A 21,443-nucleotide genomic window follows, 5' to 3' on the forward strand; every position below is an offset into this window, starting at 1 on the left:
ATGCGTTGCTGGATGATGGTGATTTTTTTACTGTTAGCGGGTTGTCAGCCTTTAACCGAAATGCGCAGTGATGAAAAAATCACCGCTGTTGGATATGCAACGATCAGTGAGCAGCGAGGACGTACTAATGAAGAAAAGCGTATTCGTGCGATGCGTGCGTCTAAAATCGATGCCTACCGTGAACTGACTGAACAGGTTTATGGCATGCGGATCAGTGCACGTGCGGAAATGGATGATCAGCAGCTGGGCATTGAAAGTACGGATGGTGCCGTTGATGGTATTATTCGTGGCGCAGAGGTCATTAGCAGTTATCCGGTAGGGGATAGCTATGTGACTGAAATGCAATTAGATTTGCGTAAAATGGAGAAGATGCAGCAGCATGGCGAAGTGTTCCATGTGCCGTCTAATCAAGAGACGATGTTTTAAGTTATAGAATAGAGTAGAGAAAGAGTCGAGTCTTCGAGGAACTAGGAAAAGAAAAGGCATTATTTTGACTAAGAAGTGATGTCTTGTGCTACCTAGTACCTAGTATCGAGTACCTAGTACCTAGTACCTAGCACCTATGCTTTTATATTCGTCCCTAAAGAGCGGATATTCTGTGCAACCCCTTCACTGTTGTAGGTCATCTGCTGCTTGCCACGGCTTTGCTGAAATAAGTTATTGAGTTTGTGGAAGCTGAGTTGCGCGCGCTGCAGCGCCTCACCATTGACGGTATTACATTCTTTGCAGCGTGTCACAATCACTTTTATTTGATCGACTTTTTGTACAAGCTCTGGATTATCAACTAATTGTTGACGATGAGTGTGGCTGGCAATGAGGTGATCTTGCTGTTGGATCTGATTAATCAGTGCGAGTTTGTCTTTGGCCAGACGATCAATTTCAACTGACTGGCGGTTAACAATGGCACCTTTCTCTTGTTCGAGCAGACGTGAGAGCGAGATTAAAGTCGCGTACTGAAGTTCTAGTAATTGCTCTATGCTCTGGGACATTACGTTCTCGCTGATTACAGTCGGCAAACAAATGAAAAAGAGAGCGATGGGCGGATTTACAGCCCACGCAGCTCATCTTCAAATTTCATCATGTTAGATGCCAGTTTGTCAGCATCAACAACATAAGCACCGCTAGCAATCGCTTCTTTAATTGCCGAGACTTTTGCACTGTCGAAACTTGGCTCAGCAGCAAGCTGCTGGTGGATCTGCCCAACCGCTTTACCTTGCGAACTTAACGACACGGCGTCATGCTGCCCTCGCGGTGCCACAGAAGGTTTAGCCCCTGAAGCTCCTGATGATGAGTTTGACACATTGTTCTGATTACTGCGTGCCGTTGTCATTGGCTGACCGGAGCGTAGTTGATCAATACTTGCCATAAATTTAGCCTTTGAACAATAAACTAGAGACAGCCATGCTATCGGCTGGCTGGTATAATAACTTTAGCATTTTTTTAAAAATTTACGGTTACTTCACCAACGCCGGTAATAATACCATCAATGATACGTTTCGATTGGCTATTTTGTACCCTGACTTGTTCACCCAGCGATCCATCCGTTAAAGCGGTACCCTTGGTCACTATATTTAACCCGCCACCACTTGCTTTAATCATCACAGAGTCGTTTCGGCAAACCAGACAGATATCTCCTCCTTGCACCGCTTCGCCCATGTTAACGGTACGTTTTACTGTTGAACCAATAATTTCAGATGGATGCTCAAACACGATCCCGCGCTGAAAGCGGCTTTCAACCAGCTTAATGCTCAAATGTGAGGCGGTGAGTAAAGTACCGCGTGCAAGCGGTTTGGCGGCAACAACCCGTGGCAGTAATAGTTGTACTTTAACAGGGACATAAACTTGCCAGCCTTCCGGAGAGCAACGGATTAATACCGTGACATTACCAGAGAGCGATTGCTTACCTGGAATAGAGCTTTCCAGTGGGGCAGAGCATTGTGATAGTCTTAGCCGGGAGTCTAATGGCGAAGCGTTAATGTTGAGCTGTCCCTTTGCCGGTACTTGAATGATTTGTGCGACATGCTCTTTTGCAGCACTTCGTACCGTATCAAGTACAGTTTGCGGTGCTGCGAAAATAATAGCGCTAAAGAAAATCGGTAACAGGCCGAAGATCAGTGTGAAGAGTTTTAAATGTGTTCTTTGGGTCACGATTTTACTCTTTATTAACAGTCTATGGGGCTACAATTGTTAGTCTTAATGCTCATAGTATGTGATTACAGATGAGATTTCTTGTCTTCACTTTCCCAAATATAAAAAATACATAAAATGGAGTCACCTTATGACGGGGATACTTGATTCGGTGAATCAGCGCACCCAACTTGTTGGTCAAAATCGTCTGGAACTTCTGACATTCAAGCTTAACAGACGTCAGCGCTATGGAATAAACGTATTCAAGGTGAAAGAGGTACTCCCGTGCCCGAAATTGACATCCATACCAAATTTGCATCCATTGGTGAAAGGGATTGCGCACATTCGTGGTCAGACGATCTCTGTGATTGATATGAGTCTGGCGACAGGTGGTCGCCCGATTGAGGATCTTGATAACTGTTTTGTTATTATTTCTGAGTTCAACCGTTCTATTCAGGGCTTCTTAGTCTCTTCTGTTGAGCGTATTGTCAACATGAACTGGGAGTCGATTTTACCGCCACCCAAAGGGGCTGGTAAAGCAAACTACCTGACAGCGGTAACCGAGATTGATGACGAACTGGTTGAAATTCTGGATGTAGAAAAAATTCTTGATGAAATCTCACCAGTAAATACCGATATTACCGGTACTGTGCTTGAAGAGTTAGTCAATGATTTACCCGAGGTCCGCCGTGTCTTGGTTGCCGATGATTCCAGTGTGGCCCGTAAGCAGGTGCAGCGAGCGATTGAAGCAATTGGCTGTGAGTGTGTCTTAGTGAAAGATGGTAGAGAAGCTATCGACAAACTGAGGGAGATGGCGAAGGAAGGCAGTATCTATGATCAGCTTGCTCTGGTGATTTCAGATATTGAGATGCCGGAAATGGACGGTTATACACTGACGGCTGAAATACGTAACAGTGCCAACTTAAAAGATTTACATGTTATCCTGCACACATCCTTGAGTGGAGTATTTAACCAGGCAATGGTTGAGCGTGTCGGTGCAAACGCATTTATTCCTAAATTTAACCCAGATGAGCTGGGGGCTGCTGTTAAAGCTGCGATGCCTAAAAAATCCTGACAAAGAGTAGTAGATGACAGCTATAACAATAAAGGACCAAGAGTACCGAGATTTCTGCCGTTTTTTAGAAGCTCAATGCGGTATTGTACTTGGCGATAGTAAACAGTACTTAGTGCGTAGCCGCCTGAGTCCATTAGTCAGCCGATTTTCGCTATCATCTCTATCTGAATTACTGCAAGTAGTGATCAGTGGTCGAAATCGAGAGCTGCGTGTCGCCGCTGTTGATGCAATGACAACCAATGAAACTTTATGGTTCAGGGATTCCTACCCATACACTGTTCTGGCCGACAAAATTTTGCCTGAACTAGCAGCTAATAAGCGTCCGATCAAGATTTGGTCATCGGCGAGCTCTTCAGGCCAGGAACCCTATTCCATTGCGATGACAACACTGGAAACTCAGAACCGTCGTCCGGGAATGTTGCCGACAGGGGTGCAGATCACTGCGACAGATATTTCCCAAACCATGTTAGATACCTGTCGTGCTGGTGCTTATGACAATCTGGCCCTGAGTCGAGGCCTGTCACCAGAGCGTCGCCGTATTTTCTTTGAAGATAATGGTGATGGTCGCATGCGGGTAAATGACAAAGTGAAACGCATGGTCAGCTTCCGTCCGCAAAACTTAAAGGATAGCTATGCGTTACTGGGTAAGTTTGATATTATTTTCTGCCGTAACGTATTGATTTATTTCTCTCCTGAGATGAAAGCTAAGGTGCTTAACCAAATGGCCGCCAGTTTAAACCCAGGCGGGTATTTATTCTTAGGGGCGTCTGAATCGCTGACGGGGCTAACGGATAAATTTGAGATGATCCGCTGTAATCCGGGGATCATCTATAAGTTGAAGTAACAATTCGAGTTTCGAGGTAATAAGTTCTGGAAAGAGCCAATTAGCGCCTCGAAACTCTCTACTCTCTACTCTCTACTCTCTACTCGAAACCCGGCCATCTCTCTCAAAATTAAAACTTGGCACTGTAATTGCTTTACATATATCAAGTTATTGTGGAGGCGAGTATGTCCATTTCTTTTGATAAAGCGCTAGGTGTTCATCAGCATACGGTTGGCGTACGCGGTAAGCGTGCTGAAACCTTGGCGAGCAACATAGCTAATGCTAATACCCCCGGGTATAAAGCAAAAGATATGAACTTTGAGCGCGCATTAAAAGCGGCAACATCAGGGGCAAACATTGGCCTGAGCCGAACCGACGGGCGGCATATCTCTGCCTCTACAAAAATTATGGGTGAGCAGATGTACCGTGTTCCGACCCAGCCTGATACTGGTGACGGTAATACGGTTGATATGCAATTAGAACAAAATCTGTTTATGCAAAATTCGCTGGAATATCAGGCATCACTGGATTTTTTAGGTTCTAAATTCCAGAATCTGAGCAAGGCACTGAGGGGGGAGTAATCGATGAGCCTGTTTAATATTTTCAATGTGACAGGATCTGCCATGAGCGCAGAGTCAGTTCGTCTGAATACGACTTCAAGTAACCTTGCTAACGCTAATAGCGTCAGTAGCTCAGCGGAAGAAACCTATAAAGCGCGTCACCCGATCTTTGCCGCCGCCCTGCAAAATGCAGGTGCTCAGCGCCAGGAAAGTGTACCGGTGCAGGTCTTAGGTATTGTTGAAAGCCAGAAACCACTTAGTGCGGAATATAACCCGCAACATCCGATGGCGAATGCGGAAGGTTATATTTACAAACCTAACGTCAACGTGATGGAAGAAATGGCCAACATGATTTCGGCGTCTCGTTCCTATCAGAGCAATGTCCAAGTCGCAGATGCAAGCAAGCAGATGCTGATGAGTACACTGCAGATGGGTAAATAAGGGTTAAGGAGTCACGGTTATGACCGGTATTACAGGCACAGGTCAAAGCAACTTGTCCTACCTTGATCAACTCAAGGGGATGCAAGAGAAAAAGCTGCAAGAATCGCAATCAAAAGTAACGGGTCAGAACGAGCTCAAACAAGAAGACTTTCTGTCGTTACTGACAAAGCAGCTTGCCCAGCAAGATCCGTTTAAACCGGTGGGTAATGATCAGATGATCGCCCAGATGGCATCGTTTGCCACGGTAGACGGGATCACCCAGATGAATGAACAGTTTGGCAGCTTAAACTCTGCCATGACGTCAAATCAGGCGCTGCAAGCGTCTTCATTGGTCGGGCGTGATGTATTGATCCCAAGTACCACCGGCGTGAAACAAGCTGACGGTGGTATTACCGGCATGGTTAAGTTGCCTCAAGCGCTTAATAACACGCTGGTACGCGTTGAAAATGAACAGGGTCAGTTGATTAAATCGTTTGATCTTGGTGCTAAGCCTCCCGGCGAACATCGTCTTGAATGGGATGGCACCGATGAAAAGGGCAATCAGTTGCCGGAAGGCCGCTATAAGTTGAAAGTGGCTGGTTTAGTTAACGGTAAAAACCAAGAATTTGATGTGTCTACCTACGCGAATGTCAACAGTGTGTTGCTTGGTAATGGTGACGGCAATGTCATGCTTAACCTCGCGGGCTTTGACTCGCCATTTAAACTTGCTGAAGTGTTAGAAGTCGGCAAGGTCTAAACAGGTATTAGGAGATTCAGAACATGGGATTTAATATTTCATTGAGTGGTATTGGTGCGTCACAGAAAGATCTGAACACCACAAGTAACAACATTGCTAACTCTAATACCTACGGATTTAAAGAGTCACGTGCTGAATTTGGTGATGTGTACTCTAGCTCAATCTTTTCAAATGCGAAAACCACGACCGGTGGTGGTGTGCAAACGTCTGTTGTCGCACAGCAATTCCATGAAGGTTCGAGTGTTTACACTAACAACCCGATGGATCTCCGTATCTCTGGTAGCGGTTTCTTTGCTGTGGCTGATGATAAGCTACAACCTCAGAATAATAGCCTGACACGTAATGGTGCGTTTCACCTGAATAAAGAGAACCAAATCGTTAACTCCGAAGGTCAGTATCTGCTAGGTTACGGGGTTGATCAGGAAACGGATCAGGTAATGTCTTATGAATCACAGGCGCTGAAGGTTCCTGATCAGTTTGGTCAGCCTCGATCTTCTAAAAACATCGATATTGGTGTTAATTTACCTGCCGCAGCTGAAGCCAAAGATGCACAGAAATTTGATTTTAACGATTCAGATACCTATAACAAATCAACATCTGTGACAATGTATGATTCACTCGGTCAGCCATATAAAATGACGACCTATTACGTGAAAGATGCTGGTGCTACTGATGCTGAGGGAGCAACGAATAGTGTTCCAAACCGCTGGGCTGCTTTCTATACGGTAACGGATGCCACCGGTGAGAAAAAAGTTAGTGTTAATACGACACCAGAAGGTGATGGTGAAGTAGCAACAGGCGCAGCAGATGCACCTGATAGTAGTGGCCATGTTGGTACCTATCTTGAGTTTAGTACCGATGGATCTGTGAAGTCTATTAATAATGGCCAGAAAATTGTGACCCAGAGCCTGGGTAAAGGTGAAGGCGGGGCGGGGCTCGAGCTGAATGGTGCGGATGATACCCAGACCTTAAATATCAATTTTGATGGACCAACTCAGTATGCTGCCCCGTTTGAAATGCGTCGTTTCAGCGAAGATGGTGCGACCACAGGTTATCTGGCCAAGGTGGATATTGATGCCAAAGGCTCTATCGTTGGCACTTACAGTAATGGTGAAAACGTGACATTGGGCCGAGTGGGTATGGTACGCGTCGCTAACGAGCAGGGGCTGGTATCTAAAGGCGGAACTCAGTGGGTAACAAGCCAGGGCTCTGGCGCGCCTATCTGGGGTGAAGCCAGTCAGGGCGCATTCGGTGCAGTGAAAAGTGGCACGCTGGAACAGTCTAATATCGATATGACTCAGGAGCTGGTTGATCTTATTACCGCTCAGCGTAACTTCCAGGCCAACTCCCGTGCCCTGGAAGTGGACAACCAGCTACAGCAGACTATCCTGCAAATTCGATAACGATTAGAGGGCCTGTTTATCTTTCAACATTGCAGTAATTATGCTGAAAGATAAAAAGGCCCTAGCACCATAAATAACAGTTGCCGCCTGGCCATCAGGCGGCAAATTTTGTTCTTATCCGCCATAAAATTGTCTTTTCATATTTCCTCTTCACGCCTGTAAATTCACAACGCATTGATTAATATGCAATTTATATCATTGGCATAGTTATTGCTTAATACCATTAGATTGAGATGGGAGAGCAATAATGGATCGTGCGCTGTATTTAGCCATGAGTGGTGCCAAGCAAGACATGTATGGTATGCAGTTACATGCCAACAACCTTGCCAACGTGAGAACAACGGGTTTTCGAGCTGATCTCGAGCAAGCGCGCAGTATGCAGGCATACGGCGAAGGTTTGCCATCTCGGGTCTTTGCGATGACAGAACGTCCCGGACAAGATTTTTCACAAGGCTCCGTTATGACGACCGGGCGCGATCTTGATGTGACCGTTGAAGGTGACGGTTGGCTTGCGGTATTGGATGCCTCTGGTCAGGAAGCCTATACCCGTGCCGGCCACCTGAAAATCGATCAAACCGGCATGCTGCAAAACAGCAACGGTAATCTGATGCTGGGTGAAAATGGCGGTCCGATCTTTATCCCTCTCCCAATCAGCAAAATTGAAGTCGGCAACGACGGTACGATTTCGGTATTACCTCAGGGGGCACCACCGGAAGCGATGGAAATTGTCGATCGGTTGAAGTTAGTACGCCCGGATAACCGTGATTTATATAAAGACGTCAGTGGTCTGTTTAAATCGAAAACACCGGCTCAGGTATTTGATGCTGACGCGGGTGTCACCCTACTGAAAGGGGCGTTGGAAGGTAGCAATGTTAATGCGGTGGGGGAAATGACCAGTATGATTGATCTTCAGCGTCATTTTGAAATGCAAGTCAAGATAATGAAAACCGCAGAAGAAATGGACCAGGCGTCTTCTTCCCTGCTGCGTTTAGGCTAATCCGATAAAAGGAAACGAATATGCATCCAGCTTTGTGGGTAAGTAAAACCGGTCTTGACGCCCAGCAAACCAATATTTCGACCATTTCAAATAACCTGGCGAATGCCTCGACCGTGGGCTTTAAGAAAAGCCGTGCGGTCTTTGAAGATCTGTTTTACCAGAATATTAATCAGCCTGGCGGTCAATCATCGCAGGATACCCAATTACCCACTGGCCTGATGCTGGGGGCGGGTTCGAAAGTGGTGGCAACACAAAAGGTCTTTACCCAGGGTAATACCCAAACGACCAATAACGCCATGGACATGATGATTGAAGGGGATGGCTTCTTTCAGATCCTCTTGCCTGACGGCAATATGGGTTATACCCGTAATGGTCAGTTCACCATCAATGGCGAAGGTCAGCTGGTAACAACAGGATCCGGTTACGTGCTGCAACCTGAAATTGTTGTGCCTGAAGATGCAGTGGGCGTCACAGTCGGTAATGATGGTGAAGTGTCAGCCCGAATTCGTGGTCAGCAGGAGAATCAGGTCTTAGGGCAAATCACTACGGTTGACTTCATTAACCCTGGCGGCCTTGAACCGATTGGTCAGAACCTGTTCTTGCCGACAGGGGCGAGCGGTGATGCCCAGGAAGGTGTTCCGGGTCTTGATGGAATGGGAGCGATCCGTCAGTCGATGCTGGAAACATCAAACGTGAATGTAACCGAAGAGCTGGTTAACATGATTGAAGCGCAGCGGGTCTATGAAATGAACTCGAAAGTGATTTCTACCGTTGATCAGATGCTGAGCTACGTGAACCAGCAGCTGTAACTGGGAGCTAAATTAACATGAATAAGTTAATCGTATGTCTGGCGATCATGCTTTCCGGTTGTGAAATTATGCCGGAGATCCCGGAAGAGTCCGACGTTGCCCAAGCGACAACATCGGTTGATGCTGTGGAAGGTTCAACCGACCAAGGTCCTGATTTGATTGATATGCTGCGTCGTCGTGAAGATCCGCAGGCAGGCGATCCGGCCTGGAATACGGTTCGGCCGCAACCTAAACCCGAGCACTATGCAACGGCAACGGGTTCATTGTTTAGCCTGGCACAGGCACAAGATCTGTATGATGACACTAAACCACGCGGTATTGGTGATATCGTCACGGTATTGTTAGAAGAGAAAACCCAGGCGAAAAAGAGTGCCAGTGCCGATCTTGATAAATCAACGGATTTATCGATGGATCCTCTGGTTTTAGGTGGTAAGCCATTAACGATAGGCGAGCGAGATCTCTCTTATGAAGTGGCTAACGCCAACAAGTTTTCTGGTAGTACCTCTGCCGATCAAAGCAACAGTATTAAGGGCTCTATTTCGGTTGAAGTGATTGATGTGCTGGCGAATGGCAACCTGATGGTTCGAGGTGAGAAGTGGTTAACCCTCAATACGGGCGATGAATATATTCGTGTCAGTGGTACGATTCGTTCGGATGATATCAGCCAGGAAAATACCATTACCTCAACCCGTATTTCAAATGCCCGTATTCAGTATTCAGGCACTGGTGACAGACAAGATACCCAAGAGCAGGGGTGGTTGGCGCGCTTTTTTAACGTCAGCCTTTAGTCGCCATTCCACTTATTTGTTCTTAACTGAATTAGCTGCGAGTAAAATCGCTACAAAATTATTTTTAACCATGAGTTATTCGATAGTGAATTGCGGAGCGCTAAAGTGAAATTACGTACTTTTTGCATCAGTCTGGTGCTGATGTTGGCATTGCCACTGCAGGCGGCACGCATTAAAGATGTGTCAGAAGTTGCCGGGGTACGTAGTAACCAATTAGTGGGGTATGGCTTGGTGGTCGGTTTGCCGGGTACGGGTGAAACGACCCCTTTCACCGATCAGAGCTTTAACGCCATGTTGCAAAACTTTGGTATTCAGTTACCTGCTGGTACCAAGCCAAAAACCAAAAATGTGGCTGCGGTTGCGGTAAATGCCACACTGCCGCCTTTTACCAAGCAAGGTCAGTCTATTGATATTACGGTGTCATCCATTGGTTCTGCCAAAAGCTTACGTGGTGGTACCTTGCTGCAAACTTTCCTTAAAGGTCTGGATGGCAAAGTGTATGCGGTGGCACAGGGCAGCCTGGTGGTTGGTGGTTTCAGTGCAACCGGTGCCGATGGCTCGAAAGTGGTGGGTAATATACCGACTGTGGGGCGAATTTCTAATGGTGCGATGGTCGAACAGGAAGTCCCTAACCCATTTGGCCGTGGTGACTTTCTTACCTTCAACCTGTTTGAATCCGATTTTACAACGGCGCAGCGCATGTCTGATGCCATCAATCAGTTTTTAGGCCCGCAAATGGCGGCCGCAGTGGATGCGATATCGATACGCGTCCGTGCTCCACGTGATGTCAGCCAGCGTGTTGCTTTCTTATCAACGATTGAAAATCTTGAGTTCAATCCTGCTGATGGCGCTGCCAAAATTATTGTTAACTCACGTACCGGCACCATTGTCGTTGGCCAGCACGTGAAACTGAAACCGGCCGCGATTACCCATGGTGGTATGACCGTTTCGATAAAAGAAAACTATCAGGCTAGCCAGCCCAATGCCTTTTCCGGCGGTGAAACGGTTGTTGTGCCTAACTCTGATATTGAAGTGACAGAAGAAGATTCACGTATGTTTAAGTTTGAACCGGGCGTCACTTTAGACGAGCTGGTACGTGCTGTGAATCAGGTTGGTGCCGCTCCTTCAGATTTAATGGCTATCTTGCAGGCATTAAAGCAGGCGGGAGCCATTGAAGGCCAACTCATTATTATTTAGTAGAAAAAACGGTTAAAAGACAAACAGACCCTAGTTAAATGCAATCAGATAAAGAATGAAACGATGAAGACTCCTGACATTGGCTTTGTACATGACATTTCGAATTTAGAGAGATTACGAGCAGGCATTAATGGTGATGAGGCCGGCTCATTACGTGCTGCTGCAGAGCAGTTTGAATCTATTTTTACTCAGATGTTGTTTAAGTCAATGCGTCAGGCCAATGAAGCGTTTGAATCTGATTTGATGAGCAGTAGCAACACTAAGTTCTTTGAGCAGATGCATGATGAGCAGATGGCCAGTGAATTAAGCTCTACGGGTTCACTGGGTTTAGCCGACATGATTGTTGCGCAGCTGGGCGGTGAAGACGCTCAGGAGTCAGATCAAGTGATCCGTAATGCGGTGCATGATGCGCCACTACGCCTGCCTGTCGACGGGCAGGGTAAAAAGCCGGATCAGGCGATGGTAGATAAAGCGGCGGATGATGCATTAAAAGCTATGCAGGCCAGCACCATGAACATGGCGAAACCGCCAATGCTAGCGGCAAAACCACAGCAATCATTTGATACACCACAAGACTTTGTCACCAAAATGCGCCCGTACGCCGAAAAAGCGGCCCGTGCGATAGGAACTGATCCTTCCGTGCTCATTGCTCAGGCAGCGCTTGAAACGGGCTGGGGAAAGAAAGTCATTAAAAATGCGGCGGGATCCAGTAATAACCTGTTTAATATCAAAGCTGATCCTCGTTGGTCAGGTAACAAAATGGCGACCAAAACCTTAGAATTCCACCAGGGTATTGCGGTGCAAGAAAAAGCGGCGTTTCGCTCCTATGATAATTATCAGGACAGCTTCAATGATTACGTTCGTTTTCTGAACGATAACCCGCGTTATTCTAAAGCGTTAGAACAACCTGCCGAACCCACCCATTTTATTCGGAACTTGCACCAGGCTGGTTACGCGACCGATCCAAACTATTCCGACAAAGTTATCAATGTCATGAATACAGTGAAGTCTTTGATGGAGTAAAGAACAGGGGCGAGATTCTGGTTTCGAGTTCCTGGAGAAGAGCGGACCTATGGCCCTGAGACCCTATGGAAAGAGCGAAAAGCTTGATAGGACTTTAGTGCTTCTGAAATCTGCTTACAGGACCACAGGACCACAGGACCACAGGACCACAGGACCACAGGACCACAGAATCCTCAATTACCTCGCTACTCGGTTTCTGCTCTTCCTCTGAACTCTATTCTAGATACTCGTTACTGCTTTTCTTCGGCAACCCTTTGCCTCAGTTCAATAAATAACCACCGCCACCAAATCAAATCATATAAAAATCAACCAATTAAATAGTTTTAAACTTTGGAATGATTTTTGCATTCCAATGGGTAATTGTTTGATTTACTGAACCTTGTAATTAACGGGAGGCGTTATGGCGTTTGATCTGCTCAGTTTGGGCTCTCAAGGTGTGCTTACTGCACAGCGGCAGCTCAATACGACCAGCCATAACATCAACAATGTTAATACTGAAGGGTATAGCCGCCAGTCAGTGGTTCAGGAAACCAATAACCCCACGTGGTGGGGCGGTAGTCAGTACGGTACCGGTGTGCATGCGGCAGAAGTTCGCCGCGGTTATGATCAATTTGCCACCAATGAGCTAAACTTGACGACGACAAACTTAAGTTATGCGACAGAGCGGGAAGGGCAGTTAGGCCGTTTAGATAATATGCTGGCAAACAGCGCCAAGAAAATCCCTGAAGACATGAACCAATGGTACGACGCGGTAAAAGCCCTGTCTGACAGCCCGAATGATATGGGTTCGCGCAAAGTTGTGCTTGAAAAGGCAAAATTGGTTGCTGCCGGGCTAAACGATAACCACACAATATTGGCGCAGCAGAAAACGGTCGCTAATGACGTCTTGGCGCGTACCCTGGATCGTGTGAATGATATTGGAAAAGAGCTGGTTGATATCCATAAAGCCTTAGTGAAAACACCAGCTTCAGGTGCAGATAATGACTTGATGGATCGCCATCAAAACCTGGTCAATGAATTGTCGCAGTACACCAAAGTAACCGTTACCCGTAAAAACGATGAAGTCTTCAATATTATGATTGGCAGCGGTCATACTCTGGTCTCGGGGACTGAATCGAGCGAGCTGCGTATGGTCAGCGGCAAGCCGGATCCACAGCAAACACAGTTGGCTATTGTTGAAGGTAAGTCGTTAAAAACCATTCGCAATGATGATATCGGCGGCAAGCTGGCGGCACTGTTTCAGTATCGTGATGAAACGTTGTCACAGGGCATGGATGAGATGGGGCGGATTGCCATCGGCTTCGCTCATTCCGTTAATGAACTGCAATCGCAAGGTCTGGATCTCAATGGTCAGGTGGGTGCCAATCTGTTTCATGATGTCAATGATCCCGGCTCTGCAGCTGCCCGAGCAAGAATACCGACCGGTTCAAGTGCCGATTTAAAAGTCTATATCGAAGATATTAATGCCTTAAAAATCGGTGAATACGATTTAACCTTTGATGGCAGTCAACACACGCTGATTTCTCCTGACGGCACCCGCCAGACCGTGATCCCTAGCGGTACGCCACCGGCTTTCTCGATGGATGGTTTCCGGGTAGAGATGGATGCACCGATAGGGGCTGGCGAGCATATTTCGTTACGCCCGACCCGAAATGCGGCGGGTGAAATACGGGTGACTTTAGGCGATCCTGCGCAGCTTGCGGCGCAAAGTTATTTAAGCTCTGCCACCAAAGTGAATGGCAGTGCTGATCTTGGTATTACGGCTGCAGGTACGCTGAATGAGTTTCAGGTAGCGGTGTCTCCGGATGCCAGCCAATTTGCCGTATTAGATATGAAGGGCAACATTTTGCAGGCCCCGCAAGCTTACCCCCCGGCCACAGAGGTGAACGTGGGAGGGACAAGTTTCACCTTAACCGGAGGTGCGATGGGGGGCGATCTCTTTGCGGTTAACCTGAATTCCGCCTCTGGTGATAACGGTAACCTGATAAAAATGCAGGGATTACAGTCACAGAAACTAATGGATAACGGCCGTTCGACTGTGATTGATGTGTATGAAGGGCTTAATACCGAGATAGGGGTGCAAAAGGCCTCGGCGGCACGTCTGAAGGAAGTCGGATTAGTTGAAAAAGATGCAGCTGAAAGCCGGGTTGCAGAAATTTCAGGGGTAAACATGGATGAAGAAGCGGCCAACATGATGAAGTTCCAGCAAGCGTATATGGCATCGTCGCGTATTATGACGGTGGCCAACGAAACCTTCGAAACCCTGCTTAATGCGTCGCGATAAGGAGTTACATAAGTCATGATTAGCCGTGTTGCCAGCTTCCATAATTATCGCTCTGTGGCCAACGATATGAATCGTCAGCAAGTGAAGGTTCAGGAAAACCACCAGCAATTAGCATCGGGCAAACGTCTGCTGACGGCAGGCGATGACCCTGTCTCATCCATCTATATCCAGAACTTCGATCAACAGAACACCCTGATAGATCAGTCGATTAAAAGTATTACCATGGCGAGAAATCGCCTGAACAATGAAGAAACCGCAGTCGCTGAAGTTGAAAACCTGCTGGATGAGGCAAAACGTAAATCCATGATGATGGTCAACGGTTCACTGTCTGGTGATGACCGTATCGCGCATAAACAGGATATGCAGGGTTTATACGATTCATTTATGAATCTGGTCAACAGCAAAGATGAGTCAGGTAATTTTGTTTTTGCCGGCACCCAATACAGCCAGCAGCCTTTTTTCCGAGATAATAGTGGCAATGTGACCTACGCCGGTGACAGTTATCAGCGGATGGCAAAAGTGGCCCCTTCGGTTGATGTTCCGGTAAATGATGCCGGAGATAAACTTTTCATGGAAGTTGCCAACCCGTATGGTGACTACCAGGCTGATTATGATCTGCAGAGCGGCTCATTGTTGCTGTTATCGCAGGCTCGCAATAGCAATGATACTGATCAGTCTGAATATCGGGTGGAGTTTTCAGCGTCCGGCTCTGGGACGTCATACGAACTTTTTCAAAATGGCACGTTAGTTAACAGTGCTCCTTTTGATCCACAAACCGGGATCCAGTGGGGAACACTACAAATTGACCTGGAAGGCGATATTAACGACGGCGATAGCCTGGCGTTGAATCGCCAGGAGCATGTCAGCGTTTTCGATGCCTTTAAGCGAGGTATTGAGCTGGCGGATAAAGATGTTTCGGATGCCTCATCCAGCGCCGAATTGCATCAGGTCGCAGAGGAGCTGTCACAAGCATTCAAGCATATAAACCGAACGCGTTCAGAGGTGGGTACCCGTCTGCAAACCTTAGATCGTCAGGAAGATATGCACCAGGATTTTAAGATCGTGATGAGCCAGGCTCGCGGCACCCTGGAAGATTTAGATTATGCCACTGCCGTCATTGAGCTAAATGAAAACATGATGGCACTGCAGGCATCACAGCAAGCCTTTGCCAAAACGAAAGATTTGAACCTGTTTAATTATATTTAATTGTCCTAAATGGTTTGGGTATAGGAATGAAAAGCCTTTGTAGATGCAAAGGCTTTTCTTTTTTGAATACGGCCTCTTATACCGATTGGTATTAAAAGGCATTTTATTGCCGCCTTTATGTGCCAATGTTGCCTCCCTGTCACTAACGTACTGTTATATAATAGTTTTAATCTTGGCACGTTGTTTGCTTTATTTTGTCTGGTGGCAAATTAATTGCCAATAAATTAAATTATAGCTGGCCCCGCTTCATTGTCTTTTGAACTGATCGTTGCGGGTAGGCTGTTTCGCTTGAAAGCGAAAGTCAAAGGAGAGCAAAATGGGTGTAACTGTAAACACCAACGTGTCTGCCATGACTGCGCAGCGTTACCTGAATAAAGCATCTGGTGAGCTTAGCCAATCGATGGAGCGTCTATCTACGGGCAGCAAGATCAACAGTGCAAAAGATGATGCCGCGGGTCTGCAGATTTCCAACCGTTTAGTGGCGCAAACACGCGGTCTGAATGTTGCCATGCGCAACGCCAATGACGGTATTTCGATTGCCCAGACGGCAGAAGGTGCATTGCAGGAATCCACCAGTATTCTGCAGCGTATGCGTGATCTGTCACTGCAGTCTTCCAACGGTTCGAACTCAGATGATGACCGGGTGGCAATTCAGCAAGAAGTCTCAGCGTTGCAGGACGAGCTGAACCGTATCGCTGAAACCACTTCTTTTGGTGGCCGTAAGTTATTGAATGGTCAGTTTGGCGAAGCGGCGTTCCAGATCGGTGCGGATTCCGGTGAAGCGATCATCATGGGCCTGACCAGTGTTCGTGCCGATGACTCGCGCATGGGTGGAGATATCATCAAGGCAAAAGGGATGGCGGATGCTGACTGGAAAGCGGCTGCGGGCGATAAACTGGACCTTAGTGTTGCGGGCTTAACGGATCCTGTTTCAGTCAATATGATTGAAGGCGATGATATTGAAGAGGTGGCGACGCGTATTAACGGCCAGCAAACCGCTGTTGTAGCCTCTGTCAGCGACAAGGGTGAGCTTCAGCTATTCTCGGAAAATGGGGCTGTCAGCATTGATGGCACAACAAAGCTCGCACAAGGTAAAGATGCGGCTGGCGGAAGTGTGGATCTGTTCGGTGGTTCAGCCAGTGAGCCAATCACGGTACAAAAAGTTGATGTAGGCACGGTTGGCGGTGCTCAGGAAGCCGTAGGTACGATTGATGCTGCCCTGAAGTACATCGACAGCCAGCGTGCGGATCTGGGTGCCAAACAGAACCGTCTGGGCCATACCATCAATAACCTGGCCAATGTTTCGGAAAACGTATCGGCCTCGAACAGCCGTATCCGTGATACAGACTTTGCCAAAGAATCGACGGAAATGGCTAAGAATCAGATCTTGCAACAAGCAAGTACCTCGATCCTGGCTCAGGCAAAACAGGTGCCACAGGCAGCACTGACGCTGCTGCAATAACATTCCTGTTCAGAAATAACAAAACGGCAAGGGGGCAATCTCTTGCCGTTTTTTGTTGTCTGGAGAAAATTTATTCTAGTTTCTAGTTTCTAGTTTCTAGTTTCTAGTTTCTAGTTTCTAGTTTCTAGTTTCTAGTTTCTAGTTTCTAGTTTCTAGTTTCTAGTTTCTAGTTTCTAGTTTCTAGTTTCTAGTTTCTAGGAAAGGCGGGAAGAGCGGTCCTATGAACCTAAGGCCCTATGGGAAGAGCAGGAAGAGCGGACCTATGGTCCTGTATGGAAAGAACGGTCCTATGAACCTAAGGTTCTATGGAAGTATAGGGGCGAGTATTTAGTTTCGAGTATCTAGGAAGAGCAAACAGCTTGATATGGGGAAGTGATTTTAGAGCAGAACCCCAGAACCCCTTTTTTCCATTATCGAGTTGATTTTTATTAACTTGATCACATTTCTTGCGGTTTTCAAAATTTTCTAAAAAAAAACGTAAAGGTTTTCCTGAGCATGCCGTTACAACTCATGTACTAAGAATAACAAGGTTTTGCCGGCTGGGCTGGTCAAGCCATTTTGAATACTTAAGGAGATACATTATGGCTGTTTCAGTAAACACTAACGTTTCTGCAATGACCGCTCAGCGTTACTTAGGCCAGGCGACTGAAGCTTCAGGTAAATCAATGGAGCGTTTAGCGACGGGTAGCAAGATCAACAGCGCGAAAGATGATGCGGCGGGTCTGCAAATCTCTAACCGTTTGATGACTCAGAGCCGTGGTCTGGATGTGGCGGTACGTAACGCCAACGACGGTATCTCTATGGCGCAGACTGCTGAAGGTTCGATGCAGGAAACGACTAGTATCTTGCAACGTATGCGTGACTTGTCACTACAGTCTTCCAACGGTTCTAACTCCGCTGATGACCGTGTCGCCATTCAAGAAGAAGTGACCGCACTGAAAGACGAAATAAACCGTATCGCCGAAACCACTTCTTTTGGTGGTACCAAACTGATGAACGGCACGTTTGGCAGCCGCTCTATCCAGGTCGGTGCCGATTCAGGTGAAGCGGTACAGCTTTCTTTAACTGATACTCGTGCCGATGCGATGAATAGCACCGCGGCGAAAGGCACGGCTGGCGTTGGTTCGGACTGGAAAGTGTCTAAAGAGATGGCCGGTGAAGATCTTAAAATCAATGGCACAGCTGTTCAGATGAAAGAAGGCGATGACATTGAAGAGCTTGCGACCAAGATCAACGGTCGTGTTGATGGCGTGAATGCCTCTGTTGCAACGATTACTGAAAAAGATGCAAATGGTAATGATGTTGAAAAGCTAGCGCTACAGGTTGTTTCTGATTCAGATACCGCTATTAAGTTTGAAGGCGGGAAAACAACGGCTGCGCTAGGTATGGCTGATGCAGCAGCCGGTGCGGGTGGCGCTTCTGTTCAGAAGATCGATGTAACATCGGTTGGAGGCTCACAAGAAGCCGTTGCCGTGCTTGATAACGCCCTGAAGCAAATTGACTCTGACCGTGCAAAGTTGGGTGCATCTCAGAACCGTCTGAGCCACACCATCAACAACTTAGATAACGTCAACGAAAACGTATCAGCCTCTAACAGCCGTATTCGTGATACTGATTTCGCGAAAGAAACAACGAATATGACGAAGAACCAGATCCTTTCTCAGGCTGCGACGTCAATTCTTGCGCAAGCAAAACAAGCGCCACAAGCTGCACTAAGCCTACTAGGTTAATTCCACTAAAAACGGCAAGGGTCTTCCCTTGCCGTTTTCTGCTATATGCAGCTTTCAGAAAAGTAAGAAGGTGAATGATCATGGATATGAAACCCGTATCAACTTCATCTCAGCCCTCACCGCTATCAAGAAATGGCACAAATGTTGCTAGTATTTTAGACGATTCTCAGGGCTTGCCGCCAGCATCTAACCCCGTTAATCCAGCAAACCTTGATCACAGCAGTGATAAAGGTAAAACGGACGCACGTCGGGTGGAGCAATCCGCAGCGCTGGAAAAGCACGGTGAGATCCAACGCGAACAGCTTGAGAAAATGGTTGAAAAAATCGAAGAGTTTGTCGGCACGCTGAATAAAGGGCTGGCATTTCGTATCGATGAAGAATCTGGACGTAATGTTGTCACTATCTATGAAAAACGTAGTGGCGATGTGGTCAGACAGATCCCTGATGAAGATATGTTAGAACTTTCCCGGCAGCTAGCATCGCATTCCGGGGGGCTGGTAACGACGAAAGTGTAACCCTGGCATCATTTGAGGTAGTCAATGAACATAGGCGCAACAGCCACTGCTTCAGGTCTTGATATTAACAGCATGGTTAATAAGCTCGTGGCGTCTGAGCGAGCACCTAAAGAAGCTCGAATTAATCAGCAACGTGATCAAGTTGATGTTAATTTAAGTGCATATGGTCGTCTGAAAGGATCATTAGATGAAATGAAAAATCTAATGTCGGACTTTCGTCGTAATAATACATTGTCTACACGAATGGCGAGCTCTGATGACACTGACGTTTTAACCGCCACCGCTTCCCATGAAGCTATTCCTGGTAAGTATACGGTTAACGTTCAACAACTTGCAGAATCCCACAAAATTGTTTCCAGCTCCTTTGATGAAAAAGAAAAAATGGGAGCGGGCAAACTGTCTATTGGCCTTGGCGGCTCTCAATTTACTGTCGATATTCCGGAAGATGAAAGTAAAATCCTTGATGTCGTGCGGTTGATAAATCGGCATCCATCAAATTCAGGGGTGATGGCGTCTATCATCAAAGATGATACGGGGGCCCGTTTAGTGTTAGCGTCAGATAAGAGCGGCGAAGACAATACCATTAAAGTAAAAGTGGATGCGCCACCATTTAGTACACTGCAAAAGTTTGGTTTTAATACTAACCATGACGTGAACTCGATGAGTGAAATGCAAAAAGCAGCGGATTCGCGGGTATTGATCGATGGGCTTGCTGTTGTAACCAGCAGTTCCAATGTGATTGAAGATGCAATTCAAGGTGTTGATCTTAATTTAATTCAGCTGACCGATGACGCGGAAACTCCCGATGTCACCGTTGATGTCGGTTATGATCGAGATCGTGTCGGTGGTTCTATCGAGCAGTTTGTTAATGCCTATAATCAATTTTTTGATTTGTCGCAGCAATTAGCTAAATTTGATCCACAAACACAAGAGAAAGGCCCGCTAGTGGGTGATAGCATTGTACGTTCGGTGACAAGCCAGCTTCGTGGTGCTTTTGCTACGCCGATAGAAGATGCACCAGATTCGATTTCAACCTTGAGTGAATTGGGCATTACCACCACCATGGCGGGTCGGTTAGAAATTGATTACGATATGCTGGATAAACAGCTTGAGAAAAACTTTGCCGATGTCGGCGAGTTTTTCAATAGTCGAAATGGTTTTGCTCGTCGTATTGAAGATCTTATCCATAGTTATACGGGAACGACTGGGAGTATCAGAGGCCGTGAGAATAGTTTGAACGACCAAGTGATGCGACTGAATACTGAACAGGCTAACCTTGATCGCCGTATGGATAGTGTTAAGCAGCGCACGCATGACCAATTTACGGCGATGGATTCAGCAATGGGTAAAATGCAGGGTCAGCTTGGCTCTATGATGAGCATGATGCCCCAGATGTAATGATGAAAGAGAGCCTTTATGCAACGTTTAAATCAGTTAGACAATGAACTGGAGGCGATTTTAGCTGTTGAAGGTGACGTTGCTTCTGATGAGTTGCAACAGTTATTGCAGCAACGTGAGTCTCTTTTACGACAGTTGATGGCTGAGCCTGAACGCTTAAATAAAGATGAGTGGCAGGCTGCGGTTGAACGGACGACGTGTTTGCTTGCGCGGATCCGTCACCACAGAGATATGTCAGCAAGTCAACTACAACGACTACAGCACGGGCAACGCTCGATGCAGGTTTATAATAAATTTCGGTAAGGTAATAAAATGGCAATGAGAGGATCGCTACAGGCTTATAAACGAGTCTCAGTAGACAGTCAGTTAACGTCGGCATCTCCTCATCGGGTGATTCAGATGTTAATGGGTGGTGCAATAGAACGCCTTATCCAGGGTAAAGCAGCGATGCAGCAAGGTTCTATTGCTGTAAAAGGTGAGCGTTTGGGTAAAGCGCTAGATATAATTATTAGCTTACGCAGCTGCCTGTCGATGGAAGACGGCGGAGAGATTGCGGCCAACCTTGATGCATTGTATGACTTCATGATCCAGCAAATTTACCTGGCAAACCAGGAGAATAAGCCTGATCCGATTGATGATGTGATCGATATGTTGCGTGAGATCAAATCTGCATGGGAACAGATCCCGGCGGATTATCACAACATGACTCAGCTTGATGTGTAGTTGTTATTCTTATTGTCTATAGTCAATGAGGACAGCTAAATAACTACAGAAATATGCTGAATAGATCCAATTTTAACCAAATCCTGTCTTAGTTTATTTATTCCTTTGTACTGGGGTCACAGCTTTTATGCGTCCCCGGTTGCCTT

23 protein-coding genes are annotated in these 21,443 nt (G+C 46.7%); 20 read left to right on the forward strand and 3 right to left on the reverse strand.

All coding sequences use genetic code 11. From position 1 onward, the window contains the following. Entirely contained in the window at positions 1-426 is a 426-nt protein-coding gene (locus tag L4D76_RS10330; protein ID WP_428440822.1) for an LPP20 family lipoprotein, read from the forward strand. 134 nt (positions 427-560) lie between these two features. On the opposite strand, the gene L4D76_RS10335 is transcribed toward L4D76_RS10330, so the two are convergent. From L4D76_RS10335 to flgA, 3 genes are all read right to left on the reverse strand, one after another. Continuing rightward, positions 561-989: a flagella synthesis protein FlgN gene (locus L4D76_RS10335; RefSeq protein ID WP_428440823.1), complete on the reverse strand. Its 429-nt coding sequence runs from the start codon at positions 987-989 to the stop codon at positions 561-563. 56 nt (positions 990-1,045) lie between these two features. Continuing rightward, complete coding sequence (flgM, locus tag L4D76_RS10340; protein ID WP_428440824.1) at positions 1,046-1,366, reverse strand: flagellar biosynthesis anti-sigma factor FlgM; 321 nt, start codon at positions 1,364-1,366, stop codon at positions 1,046-1,048. A gap of 74 nt (positions 1,367-1,440) precedes the next feature. Next, positions 1,441-2,148, reverse strand: coding sequence for a flagellar basal body P-ring formation chaperone FlgA (flgA, locus tag L4D76_RS10345; RefSeq protein ID WP_428440825.1), 708 nt, complete (start codon positions 2,146-2,148; stop codon positions 1,441-1,443). Positions 2,149-2,278: 130 nt separating this feature from the next. Between flgA and L4D76_RS10350 the strand changes: the two genes are divergently transcribed. From L4D76_RS10350 to fliS, 19 genes are all read left to right on the forward strand, one after another. Then, complete coding sequence (locus L4D76_RS10350; protein ID WP_428440826.1) at positions 2,279-3,202, forward strand: chemotaxis protein; 924 nt, start codon at positions 2,279-2,281, stop codon at positions 3,200-3,202. 13 nt (positions 3,203-3,215) lie between these two features. Then, positions 3,216-4,046: a protein-glutamate O-methyltransferase gene (locus L4D76_RS10355; RefSeq protein ID WP_428440827.1), complete on the forward strand. Its 831-nt coding sequence runs from the start codon at positions 3,216-3,218 to the stop codon at positions 4,044-4,046. A 164-nt stretch (positions 4,047-4,210) separates the two neighbouring features. Further along, the gene (flgB, locus tag L4D76_RS10360) at positions 4,211-4,606 is read left to right on the forward strand and encodes a flagellar basal body rod protein FlgB (protein WP_428440828.1); all 396 of its coding nucleotides are present in this window, start codon (positions 4,211-4,213) and stop codon (positions 4,604-4,606) included. 3 nt (positions 4,607-4,609) lie between these two features. Then, complete coding sequence (gene flgC / locus L4D76_RS10365) at positions 4,610-5,026, forward strand: flagellar basal body rod protein FlgC (protein WP_428440829.1); 417 nt, start codon at positions 4,610-4,612, stop codon at positions 5,024-5,026. Between the two features lie 19 nt (positions 5,027-5,045). Then, positions 5,046-5,762, forward strand: a complete 717-nt coding sequence (gene flgD / locus L4D76_RS10370; RefSeq protein ID WP_428440830.1) for a flagellar hook assembly protein FlgD — start codon at positions 5,046-5,048, stop codon at positions 5,760-5,762. A gap of 23 nt (positions 5,763-5,785) precedes the next feature. Continuing rightward, positions 5,786-7,165: a flagellar hook protein FlgE gene (gene flgE / locus L4D76_RS10375; RefSeq protein WP_428440831.1), complete on the forward strand. Its 1,380-nt coding sequence runs from the start codon at positions 5,786-5,788 to the stop codon at positions 7,163-7,165. 247 nt (positions 7,166-7,412) lie between these two features. Further along, positions 7,413-8,162, forward strand: coding sequence for a flagellar basal-body rod protein FlgF (gene flgF / locus L4D76_RS10380; protein ID WP_428440832.1), 750 nt, complete (start codon positions 7,413-7,415; stop codon positions 8,160-8,162). A gap of 20 nt (positions 8,163-8,182) precedes the next feature. Further along, positions 8,183-8,971 (forward strand): flagellar basal-body rod protein FlgG, encoded by a 789-nt coding sequence (flgG, locus tag L4D76_RS10385; protein ID WP_428440833.1) that lies wholly within the window; start codon positions 8,183-8,185, stop codon positions 8,969-8,971. 17 nt (positions 8,972-8,988) lie between these two features. Beyond that, on the forward strand, positions 8,989-9,759 hold the full coding sequence (gene flgH / locus L4D76_RS10390) for a flagellar basal body L-ring protein FlgH (protein WP_428440834.1): 771 nt from the start codon (positions 8,989-8,991) through the stop codon (positions 9,757-9,759). A gap of 141 nt (positions 9,760-9,900) precedes the next feature. After that, positions 9,901-10,956 (forward strand): flagellar basal body P-ring protein FlgI, encoded by a 1,056-nt coding sequence (locus L4D76_RS10395; RefSeq protein WP_428440912.1) that lies wholly within the window; start codon positions 9,901-9,903, stop codon positions 10,954-10,956. A 63-nt stretch (positions 10,957-11,019) separates the two neighbouring features. Beyond that, positions 11,020-11,979: a flagellar assembly peptidoglycan hydrolase FlgJ gene (flgJ, locus tag L4D76_RS10400; RefSeq protein ID WP_428440835.1), complete on the forward strand. Its 960-nt coding sequence runs from the start codon at positions 11,020-11,022 to the stop codon at positions 11,977-11,979. Positions 11,980-12,379: 400 nt separating this feature from the next. Then, complete coding sequence (flgK, locus tag L4D76_RS10405; protein WP_428440836.1) at positions 12,380-14,263, forward strand: flagellar hook-associated protein FlgK; 1,884 nt, start codon at positions 12,380-12,382, stop codon at positions 14,261-14,263. Positions 14,264-14,278: 15 nt separating this feature from the next. Next, the gene (flgL, locus tag L4D76_RS10410) at positions 14,279-15,469 is read left to right on the forward strand and encodes a flagellar hook-associated protein FlgL (RefSeq protein ID WP_428440837.1); all 1,191 of its coding nucleotides are present in this window, start codon (positions 14,279-14,281) and stop codon (positions 15,467-15,469) included. 316 nt (positions 15,470-15,785) lie between these two features. Next, a complete protein-coding gene (locus L4D76_RS10415) occupies positions 15,786-16,931 on the forward strand; it encodes a flagellin (RefSeq protein ID WP_428440838.1) in 1,146 nt (381 codons plus the stop codon). A 581-nt stretch (positions 16,932-17,512) separates the two neighbouring features. Then, on the forward strand, positions 17,513-18,661 hold the full coding sequence (locus L4D76_RS10420) for a flagellin (RefSeq protein WP_428440839.1): 1,149 nt from the start codon (positions 17,513-17,515) through the stop codon (positions 18,659-18,661). A gap of 80 nt (positions 18,662-18,741) precedes the next feature. Next, positions 18,742-19,176 carry a flagellar protein FlaG gene (locus tag L4D76_RS10425; protein WP_428440840.1) on the forward strand — a complete coding sequence of 145 codons (435 nt, stop codon included), beginning with the start codon at positions 18,742-18,744 and terminating at the stop codon, positions 19,174-19,176. Positions 19,177-19,200: 24 nt separating this feature from the next. Then, positions 19,201-20,574: a flagellar filament capping protein FliD gene (gene fliD, locus L4D76_RS10430; protein ID WP_428440841.1), complete on the forward strand. Its 1,374-nt coding sequence runs from the start codon at positions 19,201-19,203 to the stop codon at positions 20,572-20,574. Between the two features lie 18 nt (positions 20,575-20,592). After that, complete coding sequence (locus L4D76_RS10435) at positions 20,593-20,877, forward strand: flagellar rod protein FlaI (protein WP_428440842.1); 285 nt, start codon at positions 20,593-20,595, stop codon at positions 20,875-20,877. Between the two features lie 15 nt (positions 20,878-20,892). Beyond that, positions 20,893-21,297 carry a flagellar export chaperone FliS gene (gene fliS, locus L4D76_RS10440; protein ID WP_428440913.1) on the forward strand — a complete coding sequence of 135 codons (405 nt, stop codon included), beginning with the start codon at positions 20,893-20,895 and terminating at the stop codon, positions 21,295-21,297. The last annotated feature ends 146 nt before the right edge of the window (positions 21,298-21,443 follow it).

Source organism: Photobacterium sagamiensis, assembly GCF_050337085.1.
Taxonomy (GTDB): Bacteria; Pseudomonadota; Gammaproteobacteria; order Enterobacterales; family Vibrionaceae; genus Photobacterium; species Photobacterium sagamiensis.